We start from the raw sequence: 15,531 nt of genomic DNA, 5'->3' as shown, positions 1-15,531 counted from the left end.
GTGTGGCTTCGATCTGGCCCTTTCAGCCTGCCATTCCGGCCGGCGTGGCACAGCGATCCATGCACAATCAGATTTTTATGTCCGACCTGCAAACCTCCACCCCGAATACCGAATCCTTTGCGGCTCTGTTCGAAGAGTCGCTGACCCGCCAAGACATGCGCGCCGGCGAAGTGATTTCCGCCGAAGTCGTGCGCGTCGACCACAACTTCGTGGTCGTCAATGCAGGCCTGAAGTCCGAGGCTTACATTCCGATCGAGGAATTCCTGAACGATCAGGGCGAGGTTGAGGTGCAGTCGGGCGATTTCGTGTCCGTCGCGATCGACGCACTCGAAAACGGCTACGGCGACACGATCCTGTCGCGCGACAAGGCGAAGCGCCTTGCATCGTGGCTGTCGCTGGAAAAGGCCCTCGACAACAACGAACTCGTCACCGGCACGATCACGGGCAAGGTGAAGGGCGGCATGACCGTGATGGTCAACGGCATCCGCGCGTTCCTGCCGGGTTCGCTGGTCGACACGCGTCCGGTCAAGGACACGACCCCGTACGAAGGCAAGACGCTCGAGTTCCGCGTGATCAAGCTCGATCGCAAGCGTAACAACGTCGTGCTGTCGCGTCGTGCAGTGATCGAGGCAACGCAAGGCGAAGAGCGCGCGAAGCTGCTCGAGACGCTGAAGGAAGGCGCGATCGTCAACGGCGTGGTCAAGAACATCACCGACTACGGCGCATTCGTCGACCTCGGCGGCATCGACGGCCTGCTCCACATCACCGACATCGCATGGCGTCGTGTGCGTCACCCGAGCGAAGTCCTGTCGGTTGGCCAGGAAGTCACCGCGAAGATCCTCAAGTTCGACCAAGAGAAGAACCGCGTCTCGCTGGGCATCAAGCAACTGGGCGACGATCCGTGGGAAGGCATCTCGCGCCGTTACCCGTCGGGCACGCGCCTGTTCGGCAAGGTCACGAACATCACCGACTACGGCGCATTCGTCGAAGTGGAATCGGGCATCGAAGGCCTCGTCCACGTGTCGGAAATGGACTGGACCAACAAGAACGTTGCTCCGTCGAAGGTTGTCCAGCTGGGCGACGAAGTCGAAGTCATGGTCCTCGAGATCGACGAAGACCGTCGTCGTATCAGCCTCGGCATGAAGCAGTGCAAGCCGAATCCGTGGGATGACTTCAGCCGTAACTTCAAGAAGGGCGACAAGATCACGGGCGCAATCAAGTCGATCACCGACTTCGGCGTGTTCATCGGTCTGCCGGGCGGCATCGACGGCCTGGTCCACCTGTCGGACCTGTCGTGGAGCGAAGCCGGCGAAGAAGCCGTTCGCAAGTACAAGAAGGGCGACGAAGTCGAAGCGATCGTGCTCGGCATCGACGTCGAGAAGGAGCGTATTTCGCTCGGCATCAAGCAGCTCGAAGGCGACCCGTTCAGCAACTACGTTGCGATGAACGACAAGGGTTCGATCGTCGACGGCGTGGTGAAGTCGGTCGATGCGAAGGGCGCTGTCGTCACGCTGACGGGTGACGTCGAAGGCTACCTGCGTGCATCGGAAATCTCGCAGGATCGCGTCGAAGACGCACGCAACGTGCTGAAGGAAGGCGACAAGGTCAACGCGATGGTGATCAACATCGATCGCAAGTCGCGTGGCATCAACCTGTCGATCAAGGCGAAGGATTCGGCTGAACAACAGGAAGCGATCCGCGGCCTGCAGTCGGACACCAGCGCTGCTGCGACCGGTACGACCAACCTCGGCGCGCTGCTGAAGGCGAAGCTCGACGGCCAGAACCAGTAAGCCTCACGAGGTCTGCTGAAGTATGACCAAATCCGAGTTGGTCGCGCAGCTGGCACTGCGATTTCCGCAACTTGTCCTCAAGGATGCGGATTTCGCGGTGAAAACGATGCTCGATGCGATGTCCGACGCCTTGTCGAAAGGGCATCGCATCGAAATTCGGGGTTTCGGCAGCTTCGGCCTCAACCGTCGCCCGGCACGCGTCGGACGCAACCCGAAGTCGGGGGAGAAAGTGCAGGTGCCCGAGAAGTTCGTGCCTCACTTCAAGCCCGGCAAGGAATTGCGTGAACGCGTCGACGGCCGCGCCGGCGAGCCGCTGAAAGCTGATGATCCGGACGACGAGCGTTGAGCGTCGTTCGGCTTGCCCGGAATCCGTCCGGCGAAGGCTGAAGAAAAAAGCGCCCCTTGCGGGCGCTTTTTTCATTTCCGGCGGCCGCGTGACAACGTGCACCCGCAGGATGTGCGGTGACGCGGAAACGCTTCCTTTACAATACGGGTCGATTCGGCGCCGCGAAGGGTAGTCGCGCGCCACGGCAAACCTCAACAAAGAGAGGGCTACATGAAGTTTATCGTCTGGCTGATCCGGGTATTGGTGTTCGTGCTGCTGCTGGTGCTCGCGCTGGCCAATACGCAAACCGCGACGCTGAATTTCGTTGCCGGCTACGCATGGCAAGCGCCGCTGATCCTGATCGGCCTCGCGTTCTTCGTCGTGGGGCTGCTGGCCGGCCTGCTGTCCGCGCTGCCGGCGATCTTCCGCATGCGCCTCGAGAACGGGCGCCTGAAGCGCGATCTGCGTACGGCGCGCGAAACCCCGGCCGTCGTCGACCAGCCGCCGATGCCGCCCGTCATTTAACACGGACGCCGCGCGACCTTCGCGCGGTTTTCGTCTCTGCTTCGATATTTCGCATGGATCTGGATTTCTGGTGGTTGCTCGCGATTCCGCTGGCGTTCGCGCTCGGCTGGGCGGCGTCACGCTATGACCTGAAGAATCTCCTGTCGGAGAGCGCCAACCTGCCGCGATCGTATTTCCGCGGCCTGAACTTTCTGTTGAACGAACAACCGGACAAGGCGATCGACGCGTTCATCGAGGTCGCGAAGCTCGATCCCGAGACGGTCGAGCTGCACTTCGCGCTCGGCAACCTGTTTCGCCGCCGTGGCGAAACGGACCGTGCGATCCGCGTGCATCAGAACCTGCTGAGCCGCACGGACCTGCCGATAAACGAGCGCGACCACGCGCTGTACGAGCTCGGCCAGGATTTCCTGAAGGCCGGCCTGCTCGATCGTGCGGAGGAGGCCTTCCATCGGCTCGCCGATGGCGATTACGCGCTGGGCGCGCAGCGGGCGCTGCTGACGATCTACGAGATCGAGAAGGACTGGAACAAGTCGATCGATACGGCGAGACGCATCGAGTCGATGAGCGACAAGCCGCTCGGCACCGAAATCGCGCAGTTCCATTGCGAACTCGCGCAGGACGCGCTGCAACGCAAGAACGCCACGGATGCGGCCGAGCAACTGAAGCTCGCGCTTGCTGCGAACCCGCAGAACGTTCGCGCGACGATCCTGTCCGGCGATGCCGCGCAGGCTGCGGGCGATCACACGGCCGCGATCGAGCACTGGAAGCGTGTCGAAGCGCAGAATCCGGCGTATCTGCCGCTCGTCGCCGACAAGCTGATGAAGGCTTACGTCGCGCTCGGCAAGCCGGTCGAGGGCGCCGAGTTGCTGATGGGCTATGTCGATCGTTATCCGTCGAACGACCTGCTCGATATCGCTTATCAGCACATCGCAGGGTTGCGCGGCCAGGAAGCGGCGCATATGCTCGCGCGTACGCAGATGGAGAAGTCGCCGAATCTGTCGGGCATGCTGCACCTGCTCGATGCGCAGATCGCGGCCGCCGACGAGCCGCGCCGTAAGGAACTTGAAATGATGCGTGCGCTGATCAAGCAGCGCACCAAGAATCTGCCACGCTATACGTGCCAGAATTGCGGTTTCCGGGCACGGCTCTTCTACTGGCAGTGCCCCGGATGCAGCGGCTGGGAAACCTATGCGCCGCGCCGCGTCGAACCTGCGATGCCGGGCTGATCCCGGCGTTCGCCGCGTAAGCGCTGCGGTTGTCGCCGGGCCCGGCCCGGCGGCCAAGTTAGTCATTTACCGGGACATACCGGAACATCTATGAAAATCACCATCATCGGCACTGGCTATGTCGGTCTCGTCACGGGCTCCTGCCTCGCCGAGATCGGCCACGACGTCTTCTGTCTGGATGTCGATCCGCGCAAGATCGAGATCCTGAACAACGGCGGGATGCCGATTCACGAACCGGGCTTGCTGGACATCATCGCGCGCAACCGCGCGGCAGGGCGTCTGCGCTTCTCGACCGACATTGAGGCGAGCGTCGCGCACGGCGAGATCCAGTTCATCGCGGTCGGCACGCCGCCCGACGAGGACGGTTCGGCCGACCTGCAATATGTGCTCGAGGCCGCGCGCAACATCGGCCGTTACATGACCGGTTTCAAGGTGATCGTCGACAAGTCGACGGTGCCGGTCGGCACCGCGCAGCGCGTGCGCGCGGTGGTCGACGAGGCGCTCGGCGCGCGCGGCCTCGCGGGCAGCGTCGCGCACCGTTTCTCGGTCGTGTCGAATCCGGAATTCCTGAAGGAAGGCGCGGCGGTCGAGGACTTCATGCGCCCGGACCGAATCATCATCGGTGTCGACGACGACGAGACGGGCACGGTGGCGCGCGAGAAGATGAAGAAGCTGTATGCGCCGTTCAACCGCAATCACGAGCGCACGATTTACATGGACGTGCGTTCGGCGGAGTTCGCGAAGTATGCGGCGAATGCGATGCTCGCGACGCGCATTTCGTTCATGAACGAAATGTCGAATCTCGCCGACAAGGTCGGTGCCGACATCGAAGCCGTGCGCCGCGGGATCGGTTCCGATCCGCGCATCGGCTATCACTTCCTGTACGCGGGCGTCGGTTACGGCGGCTCGTGCTTCCCGAAGGACGTGCAGGCGTTGATTCGCACCGCGAGCGAAAACGGCCAGCCGCTGCGCATCCTGGAGGCCGTCGAAGCGGCCAACTCCGCACAGAAGGACGTGCTGATCGGCAAGATCGAGCAACGCTTCGGCGCAGACCTGACCGGTCGCGAATTCGCCGTCTGGGGCCTCGCGTTCAAGCCGAATACGGACGACATGCGCGAGGCGCCGAGCCGTCGGCTGATCGCCGCGCTGCTCGGGCGTGGCGCGACCGTGCGCGCGTACGATCCGGTCGCGATTGACGAGGCGCGCCGCGTGTTCGCGCTCGATCTCGGCGAGGCTTCCGACGCGCTTGCACGCCTTCAATTCGTCGATACCCAGGACGCTGCGGTGACCGCCGCGGATGCGCTCGTGATCGTCACCGAATGGAAGGAATTCAGGAGCCCGGATTTCACACGCCTGAAGGCCGAACTGAAGGCGCCGGTGATCTTCGACGGACGCAATCTGTATGAGCCGGACGCGATGGCCGAACTCGGCATCGACTACCATGCGATCGGGCGTCCGCATGTCGACCCCCAGTCCTCTCCCCGTGGATGAACGCACGATGACTACCCTTCGCGAAGTGGTGCCGGTACCGCGCGCGCAGCTTGCGCGTTCGCGCGTGCTCGTGGTCGGCGACGTGATGCTCGACCGCTACTGGTTCGGCAACGTCGAGCGCATTTCTCCGGAAGCGCCGGTTCCTGTCGTGCACGTGCAGCGCCAGGAAGAGCGGCTTGGCGGTGCGGCCAACGTCGCGCGCAACGCGGTGACGCTCGGCGGTCAGGCCGGGCTCCTGTGCGTGGTCGGCTGCGACGAGCCGGGCGAGCGCATCGTCGAATTGCTCGACGGTAGTGGCGTGACTCCCCATCTCGAACGCGACGCGTCACTGCCGACGACGATCAAGCTGCGCGTGCTCGCGCGCCAGCAGCAGTTGCTGCGCGTCGACTTCGAGGCGATGCCGACGCACGAGGTGCTGCTCGCCGGGCTCGCGCGATTCGATGCGCTGCTGCCGCAGCACGACGTCGTGCTGATGTCGGATTACGCGAAAGGCGGTCTGACGCACGTGACGACGATGATCGAGAAGGCGCGCGCGGCCGGCAAGCCGGTGCTCGTCGATCCGAAGGGCGGCGACTGGGCGCGCTATCGCGGCGCATCGCTGATCACGCCGAATCGTGCCGAGTTGCGCGAGGTCATCGGTCAGTGGCAATCGGAAGACGACCTGCGCGCGCGTGTCGCGAAGCTGCGTGCGGAGCTCGATCTCGATGCGTTGCTGCTCACGCGTTCGGAAGAGGGGATGACGCTTTTTTCCGCAGCGGGCGAACTGCATGCACCGGCGCTCGCGCGCGAGGTGTATGACGTGTCCGGCGCGGGCGATACCGTGATCGCGACGGTCGCGACGATGCTCGGCGCCGGCGTGCCGCTCGTCGATGCCGTCGTGCTCGCGAATCGCGCGGCGGGCATCGTGGTCGGCAAGCTGGGTACGGCCACGGTAGACTACGACGAACTGTTTCACTGAGCGCTTTCGGCGGCGCGCCGAGCGCGCCGCACGTATTTCTTGCAATTTTTCAGGCAGAACGACCATGACCATCATCGTCACCGGCGCAGCCGGTTTTATCGGCGCGAACATCGTCAAGGCGCTCAACGAGCGCGGCGAGTCGCGCATCATCGCGGTCGACAATCTGACGCGCGCGGACAAGTTCCGGAACCTCGTCGATTGCGAGATCGACGACTATCTCGACAAGACGGAATTCGTCGAGCGCTTCGCGCGCGGCGATTTCGGCAAGGTACGCGCGGTGTTCCATGAAGGCGCCTGTTCGGACACGATGGAAACCGACGGCCGCTACATGATGGACAACAACTTCCGCTATAGCCGCGCGGTGCTCGATGCGTGCCTCGCGCAGGGCGCGCAGTTCCTGTACGCGTCGTCGGCCGCGATCTACGGCGGCTCGACGCGATTCGTCGAGGAGCGCGAGGTCGAGGCGCCGCTGAACGTCTACGGCTATTCGAAGTTCCTGTTCGACCAGGTGATCCGCCGCGTGCTGCCGAGCGCGAAGAGCCAGATCGCCGGGTTCCGCTACTTCAACGTGTACGGTCCGCGCGAGACGCACAAGGGCCGCATGGCGTCGGTCGCGTTCCACAATTTCAACCAGTTCCGCGCGGAAGGCAAGGTCAAGCTGTTCGGCGAGTACAACGGTTATGCGCCGGGCGAGCAGACGCGCGACTTCGTGTCGGTCGAGGACGTCGCGAAGGTGAACCTGTTCTTCTTCGACCATCCGGAGAAATCGGGCATCTTCAACCTCGGCACCGGCCGGGCACAACCGTTCAACGACATCGCATCGACGGTCGTGAACACGCTGCGCGCACTCGACAACCTGCCGCCGCTGACGCTCGCGCAGCAGGTCGAGCAAGGGCTGATCGAATACGTGCCGTTCCCGGATGCGCTGCGTGGCAAGTACCAGTGCTTCACGCAGGCCGACCAGACGAAACTGCGCGCTGCCGGCTACGATGCGCCGTTCCTGACGGTGCAGGAAGGTGTCGACCGCTACGTGCGTTGGCTATCCGGCCAGGTTTAAGCCTGCGCGTCGTATCGCTAGACTGGGTCTCACGGTCGGCAGCCGCCGACCGATTTCATCGGAGATCCAGCACATGATCAGGAAATGGTTTGCCGCCGCCGCGATGTTCGGCGCGATCGCGTCGGCCTGGGCGGCCGTCGACGTCAACACCGCGAACGAGGATGCACTCGTCGGCATCAAGGGCATCGGTCCCGCGCGGGCGAAAGCGATTCTCGACGAGCGCGGCGCACACGGGCCGTTCAGGAATGCAGACGATCTCGCCTCGCGCGTGAAAGGCATGGGCGGCCAAACGGTCGAGCGCCTTCAGCGGGAAGGGTTGACGATCGGTGCGGCAGGCTCGGGTGCGGCGGCACCGGCCGCGGGCAAGCCGGCGGCGGCGAAGCCTGCTGCGGCACCTGCCCGCACCGCGCAGAAATAACGCACGCGAGACAAAGGGCTCCTTCAGCCGCTGTCATTGCGACGGCTTCCCGCGGCTTGCCGCGGGTTTTTTGCGTGCATGCTGCACACGCACACGCGTGAATCGTGTGGCGCATCTATTCCATCGTCGCAATGGGGTTGCCGGCGCGAGCCCCGGTGCTGGTTTACAATCAATCGATTGATCGGCCTCGCACTCACGGTATCTCCATGGCTTACAAAACTATCGAAGACACGATCGGCAACACGCCGCTCGTGCAACTGGTCCGCCTGCCGGACGACGAGATTCGCGCCCGCAACAACGTGGTGCTCGCGAAGCTGGAAGGCAACAATCCGGCCGGTTCCGTGAAGGATCGTCCGGCGCTGTCGATGATCAGCAAGGCCGAGGCGCGCGGTCGCATCAAATCGGGTGATACGCTGATCGAGGCGACGAGCGGCAACACGGGCATCGCGCTCGCGATGGCAGCGGCGATCCGCGGCTACAAGATGGTGCTGATCATGCCGGAGGATCTGTCGATCGAGCGCCGCCAGAGCATGGCCGCATACGGCGCCGAAATCATCCTGACGCCGGTAAAGGGCGGGATGGAACTGGCGCGCGACCTCGCGGAGCAAATGCAGCGCGAAGGCAAGGGCGTGATCCTCGATCAGTTCGGGAACCCCGACAATCCCATCGCGCACTACGAAGGAACGGGCCCGGAGATCTGGCGCGACACCGAGGGGCGCGTCACGCACTTCGTGTCGGCGATGGGCACGACAGGCACGATCATGGGCACGTCGCGCTTTCTGAAGGAACAGAATCCGGCGATCGAGATCGTCGGCGCGCAGCCGGAAGAAGGGTCGCGCATTCCGGGCATTCGTAAGTGGCCGGAAGCCTATATGCCGACGATCTTCGATCGCAGCCGCGTCGATCGCGTCGAGAGCGTGAGCCAGGCCGCGTCCGAAACGATGGCGCGCCGGCTCGCGGCTGTCGAAGGCATCTTTGCCGGCATCTCGTCGGGTGGCGCATGCGAAGTCGCGATGCGTATCGCGCGTCAGGTCGAGAACGCGACGATCGTGTTCATCGTCTGCGATCGCGGCGACCGCTATCTGTCGACCGGCGTATTTCCTGCCTGAGCCCGAACGGCATCAGCAGCATCACGCGATAAAAAGGCGCCGCACAAGCGGCGCTTTTTCTTTGCGCGGGCCGCGCTTACTGCGCCGGCGCTTCCGTGTCCGCCGCAGGCAGCGGCAGTGCGCCATTCGCCTCCATCTGCGCCTTCACGGCTTCGCCGAGCTGGTACACGGCGAGTGCGTAGAAGAAGCTGCGGTTGTAGCGCGTCAGCACGTAGAAGTTCTTGAGGCCGAGCATGTATTCGGTCGCGCTCCCCGGCGACGGCAGATCGACCACGGTGACCGGCGTGCCGGCTTCGGTGGTGATGTTGACCGTCGGCTCGTTGAGCGTCATGCCGGCGCGCAGCAGTTGCGACAGGGCCCAGTGCGGTTCGGGCTGACCGTCCGCGGCGGCCTGGGCGATGCCGAGGCTGCCCGTGTCGGGCGTGATTCGCCAGACTACCGGGCGATCGGTTTCCCAGCCGTGCTGCTTCAGGTAGTTCGCGACGCTGCCGATCGCATCGGCAGGACTGCTGCGCAGATCGACGTGGCCGCCGCCGTCGTAGTCGACCGCATACTCGCGGATGCTGCTCGGCAGGAACTGCGGGATGCCGATCGCGCCCGTGTACGAGCCGAGCACGGTCGTCGGGTCGAGCTGGTTGTCGCGGGTCCAGACGAGGAAGTCCTCGAGATTCTTGCGGAACGTTGCCTGCCGGCTGTCGCGATTCGGCGTGTCCGGGTAGTCGAACGTGAGCGTCGTCAGCGCATCGAGCACGCGGAAGTTGCCCATGTAGCGGCCGTAGATCGTTTCGACGCCGATGATGCCGACGATCACTTCGGGCGGCACGCCGAATTCCTCGGACGCGCGCTGCAGCGTCGCCTTGTTCGCCTTCCAGAATTTCACGCCCGCGTTGATGCGGATCGGTTCGATGAAGCGCGAACGATAGACGCGCCAGTTCTTCACCGAAGGCGTCGGCGCCGGCTTCACGAGCTTCACGGCGGTGGCCGAGTAGCTGATGCGAGAGAACAGCGCATGCAGGCTCGCGGAATCGAAGCCGTTGCGGCTCACCATCTCGTCGATGAACGCATCGACCTTCGCGTTGTTCGCGTAACGCTGCGGAACGATTTCCTCTTCGAAGGTCTGGCCTTGCGGCGCCGGCTGCTGCGGTTGCGCCTGCGCGACGCGCGTGCCGGGGGACTTCGCGGGCTGCGTCTGCGCGACGGCGGGCGCGGCGGCCACGGTAACGGCGACGGCAGCGGCAACGAGCGGGACGCGAACGCTGAACAGTGCGGAGAGAAGGGCGGCAGGCTTGCTGGAATTCATGTCGAAGCGGGCGGACAGGGCGATGGGGTTCGGCGCAGTATACCCGACGCATCCTGCGTGCCGGGGCGAAGCAGCGCACCGTTGTGGTAAGTTAGCGGCGAATTCGCGGCAGACGATGGACATCATTGATGGAGACCTGCGGCGCACCCTGCGTCGCGGATGACAGCTTATGGCAACCGCCTTCTATACGCACCCCGACTGCATGCTGCACGAGATGGGGGAATGGCATCCGGAATGCCCGGCCCGCCTGTCGGCGATCCAGGATCAGCTGATCGCGAGCCGCATCGACGACCTGATCGTGCACGAAACCGCGCCGTTCGCGAGCGAGGTGGCGCTGGGCCGCGTGCATACGCAGGCTCACATCGACTACATCCGCAGCATGACGCCCGTCGACGGCTACGTCGAGATCGATCCCGACACGCTGATGAACCGCGACACGTGGCGCGCCGCGCTGCGTGCGGCCGGCGCGGCGATCGCGGCGACCGACGCCGTGCTCGAAGGCCGCTACGCGAATGCGTTCTGCAGCGTGCGGCCGCCCGGCCATCACGCGGAACCCGCGCGCGCGATGGGTTTCTGCTTTTTCAACAACGTCGCGATCGCCGCGCGGCATGCGCTCGACGTCCATGGCCTCGAGCGTGTCGCAATCGTCGATTTCGACGTGCACCACGGCAACGGCACCGAAGCCGCGTTCGCGAACGACGAGCGCGTGCTGATGTGCAGCTTCTTCCAGCATCCGCTGTACCCGTTCTCGGGCGTCGATCATCAGGCGCCGAACATGGTCAACCTGCCGATGCCTGCGCGCAGCAACGGGATGGCGATCCGCGAAGCGGTCGACATGTCCTGGCTGCCGCGTCTCGACGCGTTCAAGCCGCAGATGCTGTTCGTGTCGGCCGGTTTCGACGCGCATCGAGAGGACGACATCGGCAACCTCGGTCTCGTCGAGGCCGATTTCGAATGGCTGACCACGCAGATCGTCGACGTCGCGCGCCGGCACGCGCAGGGCCGCATCGTGAGCTGCCTCGAGGGTGGCTACAACTTGTCCGCGCTCGGCCGCAGCGTGGTCGCGCACCTGCGCGTGCTGGCCGGCATCTGACCGGGAGCGAGCCGGCGCGCGCTCAGCGTGCCGACACGTGCGCGTGAATCCACGCGATCAGCGCATCGATCACGCGGTCGCGCTCGAGATCGTTCATCGTTTCGTGGAACCCGCCTTCGTATAGCGTCAGCGTGCGGTCTGGCGAGCCGACGCGTGCGCCGAACGCACGGCTTCCGTCCGGTTCGGTCAGCTTGTCCTCGGTGCCGTGATAGACAAGCACCGGCACGCGCAGCGCGCCGCGACCGCGCTCGATGCGCGCCATCGCATCGAGGATTTCAGCGCCGGTGCGTGCCGGCACCGCGCCGTGGTGCACGAGCGGATCGGCACGATTGGCCGCGACGACGGCCGGATCGCGCGACAGCAGCGCCGCGTCGATCCTGATCGCGGGGAAGCTCGGCCACACGCGGCTGATGAAGCGGCTCATCGCGAGCATCCAGCGCGGCACGTCGCGTCCCGGCGCGAGCGCCGGGCTCGACAGCACGAGACCCGCCAGCGCGTGGCCGCGAACCGGCGCGCGTTCGATCGCATACAGCGCCGCGACGGCGCCACCCATGCTGTGGCCCATCAGGAAGAGCGGCGTATCGTCGCGGGCGGCTTCGGCGACGAGGGCATCCGCATCGTTCAGGTAATCGTCGAAACGCTCGACCCACGCACGCTTACCGGGCGACTGGCCATGCCCGCGCAGATCGATTGCCAGCACGTCGATGCCGGCCGCGTTCAATCTGGCCGAGAGTGCCGCGTAGCGGCCCGCATGCTCGGCAAGGCCATGCACGAGCGCGATCGTCGCGCGCGGTGGCTCCGTGCCGTCGCCGGCCGGCCAGCGATACGACGCCAGTTCGAGCCCGTCCGCGGTACGCAGCCGGCCCATCCGCGGAGTGGGCGGCGCTGCCGTGTCCAGTGCCGCGGTGGCGGCGGGCGCGGCGGTCTGCGTCGTGGTGGCGGTCATCTGGCGGGTCTCCTGTTTAGTCGGCATCGGTGTTCCGGATCATAGTCGCGGCACTCGCATGGCGGGCCAGCAGTGCTCCTCTAATTTCGTCTGGTTATGAAAAGATCGAAATCGATTATTAAGTGGAATGAGGCGTTTGCGGTAAAATCGCCGGCTATTCCAGATGCATCGGCGGCCGACTGGCGGGCTTCGCCAGTCGGCCGCCGTTTTGTTTACATGATCGAATTACGCAATCTGTCGCAGCGTTTCCCCGGGCCGACCGGCTGGGTCGACGCATTGCACAACGTCAATCTGACGATCCCGCAGGGCGAGGTGTTCGGCATCATCGGCCGAAGCGGCGCCGGCAAGAGCACGCTCGTGCGCACCATCAACCTGCTCACGCGGCCGACCGAAGGCAACGTCGTCGTCGGCGGGCGCGATCTCACGCTGTTGCCGGCCGGCGCACTGCGCGAAGCGCGCCGCGAAATCGGCATGATCTTCCAGCACTTCAACCTGCTGTCGTCGCGCACGGTGTTCGACAACGTCGCGTTGCCGCTCGAACTGGCTGGCGCGAGCCGTGCCGACATCGAGGCCGCCGTGCTGCCGCTGCTCGACCTCGTCGGGCTGTCCGCGCAGAAGGACCGCTACCCGGCGCAGATCAGCGGCGGCCAGAAGCAGCGCGTCGGCATCGCCCGCGCGCTGGCGAGCAAGCCGAAGGTGCTGCTGTCGGACGAAGCGACGTCGGCGCTCGATCCCGAGACCACGCGCGCGATCCTCGACCTGCTGAAGCGCATCAATCGCGAACTCGGCCTGACGATCGTGCTGATCACGCACCAGATGGAAGTGATCAAGCAGGTGTGCGATCGCGTGGCGGTGCTCGACGCGGGTCGCGTGGTCGAGGAAGGCCGCGTGATCGACGTGTTCCTGCAGCCGCATCACGAAGTGACGCGCGCGCTGATCGGCGACGTGATCGCGCAGGAGCTGCCGCCCGCGCTGAAGGCACGTGTGGCCGAGCGGCTGAAGACGGGCAGCGGGCATCTTCTGCGGCTCGCATTCACCGGCTCGGGTGTCGATCAGCCCATCCTGTCGGAGACGATTCGCCGGTACGAACTCGATTTCAATATCCTGCACGGCCAGATCGACGAGATCCAGGGGCAGGCGTTCGGGTCGCTCGCGGTGCTCGCGGGCGGCGAACCGGGCAAGGTCGGGCAGGCACTCGCGTTCCTGCGCGAGCAAGGTGTGGTGGTAGAGGAGCTTTCGTATGTTGAGTGAGATGTTCGATATGTTCGTGCAGTCGTTCTGGGAGACGCTGATCATGGTCGGCATCTCGGGAGCGGTCGGCGCGCTCGTCGGGATGCCGCTCGGCGTGCTGCTCTACCTGACCGACCGCCAGGGCGTGTTGCAGAACCTCGGCGTGAATCGCGTGCTCGGCGGCATCGTGAACGCGGTGCGCTCGACACCGTTCATCATTCTGTTGGTCGCGGTCATTCCATTCACGCGGCTCGTCACGGGGTCGTCGATCGGCACGGCTGCGGCGGTCGTGCCGCTGACGCTCGCGGCCGCGCCGTTCGTCGCGCGGCTGGTCGAGACGGCGCTGCGCGAAGTCGACCGCGGGCTGATCGAGGCCGCGCAGTCGATGGGCGCGACGACGTCGCAAATCGTGTTCAAGGTGCTGCTGCCTGAATCGCTGCCCGGCATCGTCGCAGGCCTGACGATCACGTTCGTGTCGCTCGTCGGCTACTCGGCGATGGCCGGTGCGATCGGCGGCGGCGGGCTCGGCGATCTCGGCATCCGTTACGGCTACCAGCGCTATCTGCCGGAAGTCATGTGGACGGTCGTCGCGATCCTGATCGTGTTCGTGCAGATCGTGCAATCGTTCGGCGACTGGCTCGTGCGCCGGCTGAGCCACAAGTAATAACGACATTCATGGGTAGGGGGAGACGATGCAACGACGTTTCATGCTGAAGTTCGCGGCCGCACTCGGCGCGGCCGCGCTGTTCGCGAGCGCGCACGCGCAGACCGAAACCATCAAGGTGGGCGTGACGGGCGGTCCGCACGCGCAGATCATGGACGTGGTGAAGAAGGTCGCGGCCAAGAGCGGCCTCGACATCCGCATCGTCGAATTCTCGGATTACGTGCAGCCGAACGCGGCGCTCGCGTCGGGCGATCTCGACGCGAACAGCTACCAGCACGATCCTTATCTGCAGGCGCAGGTGAAGGATCGCGGCTACAAGCTGATCAAGGTCGCGGATACCGTCACGTTCCCGATGGGCATCTATTCGAAGCGGGTGAAGTCGCTGGCCGAGTTGAAGCCGGGCGCGCGCATCGCGGTGCCGAACGATCCGACCAATGGCGGCCGCGCGCTGCTGTTGCTGCAGAAGCAGGGCCTGCTGAAGCTGCGTGCGGACGCCGGGCTGAAGGCGACGCCGCTCGACATCGTCGACAATCCGCGCAAGCTGAAGATCGTCGAACTCGATGCGGCACAGATTCCGCGCTCGCTTGGCGACGTCGACGCTGCGGCGATCAACACCAACTATGCGATGGAAGCGGGGTTGAAGCCGAAACAGGACGCGATCGCGATCGAGGGCCCGAACGGCCCTTACGCGAACATCCTCGCGATTCGCGAGGCCGACCGGAGCAAGCCGTGGGTCGCGAAGCTGGTCGCGGCCTACCATTCCGCCGAAGTGAAGCAGTTCATCGAACAGAAGTTCGGCGGCGCGGTCATCGCCGCCTGGTGATACGTGGTGCTGGGCGCGCCCGGTGACGATTAGAGTCGATGATCGAAAACCCGGGCTTTGCGTCCGGGTTTTTTCTCTTTTAAAATAGAACGACCGTTCGCTATTGCCGGCGCGCCGAAGATGAGCGCTATCCTCGATAGCCGCGATGGATTGGTCCGCTTGGCCGCGCAGTCATGAGGCCTCGCTATAGAATGGCCTCTGGTCGTATTCGTAACTTTGGAGCGTGTGCATGAAAATCCTGGTGCCAGTGAAAAGAGTGGTCGATTACAACGTGAAGGTCCGCGTGAAGTCGGACAACACCGGCGTCGACATCGCGAACGTGAAGATGTCGATGAACCCGTTCGACGAAATCGCGGTGGAAGAAGCGGTGCGCCTGAAGGAAGCGGGTGTGGCGACCGAAGTGATCGCGGTGTCGGTCGGTGTGACGCAAGCGCAGGAAACGCTGCGCACGGCGCTGGCGATCGGTGCGGATCGCGCGATCTTGGTCGAGTCGAACGACAGCGTCGAGCCGCTGGCCGTCGCGAAGATCCTGAAGGCGCTGGTCGACAAGGAACAGCCGCAACTCGTGATTCTCGG

The 15,531-nt window shown here is 64.7% G+C and carries 16 protein-coding genes; 14 read left to right on the top strand and 2 right to left on the bottom strand.

Features of this window, described 5'->3' with window-relative positions:
* Positions 1–77 precede the first annotated feature (77 nt).
* From rpsA to cysM, 9 genes are all read left to right on the top strand, one after another.
* On the top strand, positions 78–1,790 hold the full coding sequence (rpsA, locus tag WS49_RS15435) for a 30S ribosomal protein S1 (RefSeq protein ID WP_059467119.1): 1,713 nt from the start codon (positions 78–80) through the stop codon (positions 1,788–1,790).
* 22 nt (positions 1,791–1,812) lie between these two features.
* Entirely contained in the window at positions 1,813–2,136 is a 324-nt protein-coding gene (locus WS49_RS15430) for an integration host factor subunit beta (RefSeq protein WP_006750752.1), read from the top strand.
* A 210-nt stretch (positions 2,137–2,346) separates the two neighbouring features.
* The gene (locus WS49_RS15425) at positions 2,347–2,640 is read left to right on the top strand and encodes a lipopolysaccharide assembly protein LapA domain-containing protein (protein ID WP_059530004.1); all 294 of its coding nucleotides are present in this window, start codon (positions 2,347–2,349) and stop codon (positions 2,638–2,640) included.
* A 53-nt stretch (positions 2,641–2,693) separates the two neighbouring features.
* Positions 2,694–3,866 (top strand): lipopolysaccharide assembly protein LapB, encoded by a 1,173-nt coding sequence (gene lapB, locus WS49_RS15420; protein ID WP_059530001.1) that lies wholly within the window; start codon positions 2,694–2,696, stop codon positions 3,864–3,866.
* 90 nt (positions 3,867–3,956) lie between these two features.
* Positions 3,957–5,357 carry a UDP-glucose dehydrogenase family protein gene (locus tag WS49_RS15415; protein WP_059529998.1) on the top strand — a complete coding sequence of 467 codons (1,401 nt, stop codon included), beginning with the start codon at positions 3,957–3,959 and terminating at the stop codon, positions 5,355–5,357.
* 7 nt (positions 5,358–5,364) lie between these two features.
* On the top strand, positions 5,365–6,315 hold the full coding sequence (gene rfaE1, locus WS49_RS15410; RefSeq protein WP_107938158.1) for a D-glycero-beta-D-manno-heptose-7-phosphate kinase: 951 nt from the start codon (positions 5,365–5,367) through the stop codon (positions 6,313–6,315).
* Positions 6,316–6,379: 64 nt separating this feature from the next.
* Positions 6,380–7,372: an ADP-glyceromanno-heptose 6-epimerase gene (rfaD, locus tag WS49_RS15405; RefSeq protein WP_059507155.1), complete on the top strand. Its 993-nt coding sequence runs from the start codon at positions 6,380–6,382 to the stop codon at positions 7,370–7,372.
* 73 nt (positions 7,373–7,445) lie between these two features.
* Positions 7,446–7,790, top strand: coding sequence for a ComEA family DNA-binding protein (locus tag WS49_RS15400; RefSeq protein WP_059529993.1), 345 nt, complete (start codon positions 7,446–7,448; stop codon positions 7,788–7,790).
* Between the two features lie 206 nt (positions 7,791–7,996).
* Positions 7,997–8,899: a cysteine synthase CysM gene (cysM, locus tag WS49_RS15395; protein ID WP_059529990.1), complete on the top strand. Its 903-nt coding sequence runs from the start codon at positions 7,997–7,999 to the stop codon at positions 8,897–8,899.
* 76 nt (positions 8,900–8,975) lie between these two features.
* Here cysM and mltB read toward each other — a convergent pair whose 3' ends face one another.
* Positions 8,976–10,325 (bottom strand): lytic murein transglycosylase B, encoded by a 1,350-nt coding sequence (gene mltB / locus WS49_RS15390; RefSeq protein WP_082721884.1) that lies wholly within the window; start codon positions 10,323–10,325, stop codon positions 8,976–8,978.
* Between the two features lie 43 nt (positions 10,326–10,368).
* Here mltB and WS49_RS15385 point away from each other — a divergent pair, with 43 nt between their 5' ends.
* A complete protein-coding gene (locus WS49_RS15385) occupies positions 10,369–11,292 on the top strand; it encodes a histone deacetylase family protein (protein WP_059529984.1) in 924 nt (307 codons plus the stop codon).
* Positions 11,293–11,314: 22 nt separating this feature from the next.
* Here the strand turns inward: WS49_RS15385 and WS49_RS15380 are convergent, their stop codons facing one another.
* Positions 11,315–12,238: an alpha/beta hydrolase gene (locus tag WS49_RS15380; protein ID WP_059529980.1), complete on the bottom strand. Its 924-nt coding sequence runs from the start codon at positions 12,236–12,238 to the stop codon at positions 11,315–11,317.
* A 216-nt stretch (positions 12,239–12,454) separates the two neighbouring features.
* Between WS49_RS15380 and WS49_RS15375 the strand changes: the two genes are divergently transcribed.
* The 4 genes from WS49_RS15375 to WS49_RS15360 form a co-directional block, all read left to right on the top strand.
* Complete coding sequence (locus tag WS49_RS15375) at positions 12,455–13,489, top strand: methionine ABC transporter ATP-binding protein (protein ID WP_059509785.1); 1,035 nt, start codon at positions 12,455–12,457, stop codon at positions 13,487–13,489.
* Complete coding sequence (locus WS49_RS15370; RefSeq protein WP_059529977.1) at positions 13,479–14,132, top strand: methionine ABC transporter permease; 654 nt, start codon at positions 13,479–13,481, stop codon at positions 14,130–14,132. Before WS49_RS15375 ends, WS49_RS15370 begins: the two co-directional genes overlap by 11 nt.
* Before the next feature lie 28 nt (positions 14,133–14,160).
* Positions 14,161–14,955 carry a MetQ/NlpA family ABC transporter substrate-binding protein gene (locus WS49_RS15365; protein ID WP_059529974.1) on the top strand — a complete coding sequence of 265 codons (795 nt, stop codon included), beginning with the start codon at positions 14,161–14,163 and terminating at the stop codon, positions 14,953–14,955.
* Positions 14,956–15,184: 229 nt separating this feature from the next.
* Positions 15,185–15,531, top strand: a 347-nt coding sequence (locus WS49_RS15360) for an electron transfer flavoprotein subunit beta/FixA family protein (protein WP_179949251.1), incomplete at its 3' end; no start/stop codon positions are given.

It is taken from the genome of Burkholderia sp. RF7-non_BP4 (genome assembly GCF_001521935.1).
Classification (GTDB): domain Bacteria; phylum Pseudomonadota; class Gammaproteobacteria; order Burkholderiales; family Burkholderiaceae; genus Burkholderia; species Burkholderia diffusa.
The sequence above is the reverse complement of the archived record's forward strand: the minus strand, read 5'-3'. Positions and strand labels throughout refer to the sequence as shown.

Bases quoted from the DNA above. Each gene is read 5' to 3' on its own strand.
- rpsA (WP_059467119.1), top strand. From the start codon at position 78: ATGTCCGACCTGCAAACCTCCACCCCGAATACCGAATCCTTTGCGGCT.
- WS49_RS15430 (WP_006750752.1), top strand. From the start codon at position 1,813: ATGACCAAATCCGAGTTGGTCGCGCAGCTGGCACTGCGATTTCCGCAA.
- WS49_RS15425 (WP_059530004.1), top strand. From the start codon at position 2,347: ATGAAGTTTATCGTCTGGCTGATCCGGGTATTGGTGTTCGTGCTGCTG.
- lapB (WP_059530001.1), top strand. From the start codon at position 2,694: ATGGATCTGGATTTCTGGTGGTTGCTCGCGATTCCGCTGGCGTTCGCG.
- WS49_RS15415 (WP_059529998.1), top strand. From the start codon at position 3,957: ATGAAAATCACCATCATCGGCACTGGCTATGTCGGTCTCGTCACGGGC.
- rfaE1 (WP_107938158.1), top strand. From the start codon at position 5,365: ATGACTACCCTTCGCGAAGTGGTGCCGGTACCGCGCGCGCAGCTTGCG.
- rfaD (WP_059507155.1), top strand. From the start codon at position 6,380: ATGACCATCATCGTCACCGGCGCAGCCGGTTTTATCGGCGCGAACATC.
- WS49_RS15400 (WP_059529993.1), top strand. From the start codon at position 7,446: ATGATCAGGAAATGGTTTGCCGCCGCCGCGATGTTCGGCGCGATCGCG.
- cysM (WP_059529990.1), top strand. From the start codon at position 7,997: ATGGCTTACAAAACTATCGAAGACACGATCGGCAACACGCCGCTCGTG.
- mltB (WP_082721884.1), bottom strand. From the start codon at position 10,325: ATGATGTCCATCGTCTGCCGCGAATTCGCCGCTAACTTACCACAACGG.
- WS49_RS15385 (WP_059529984.1), top strand. From the start codon at position 10,369: ATGGCAACCGCCTTCTATACGCACCCCGACTGCATGCTGCACGAGATG.
- WS49_RS15380 (WP_059529980.1), bottom strand. From the start codon at position 12,238: ATGACCGCCACCACGACGCAGACCGCCGCGCCCGCCGCCACCGCGGCA.
- WS49_RS15375 (WP_059509785.1), top strand. From the start codon at position 12,455: ATGATCGAATTACGCAATCTGTCGCAGCGTTTCCCCGGGCCGACCGGC.
- WS49_RS15370 (WP_059529977.1), top strand. From the start codon at position 13,479: ATGTTGAGTGAGATGTTCGATATGTTCGTGCAGTCGTTCTGGGAGACG.
- WS49_RS15365 (WP_059529974.1), top strand. From the start codon at position 14,161: ATGCAACGACGTTTCATGCTGAAGTTCGCGGCCGCACTCGGCGCGGCC.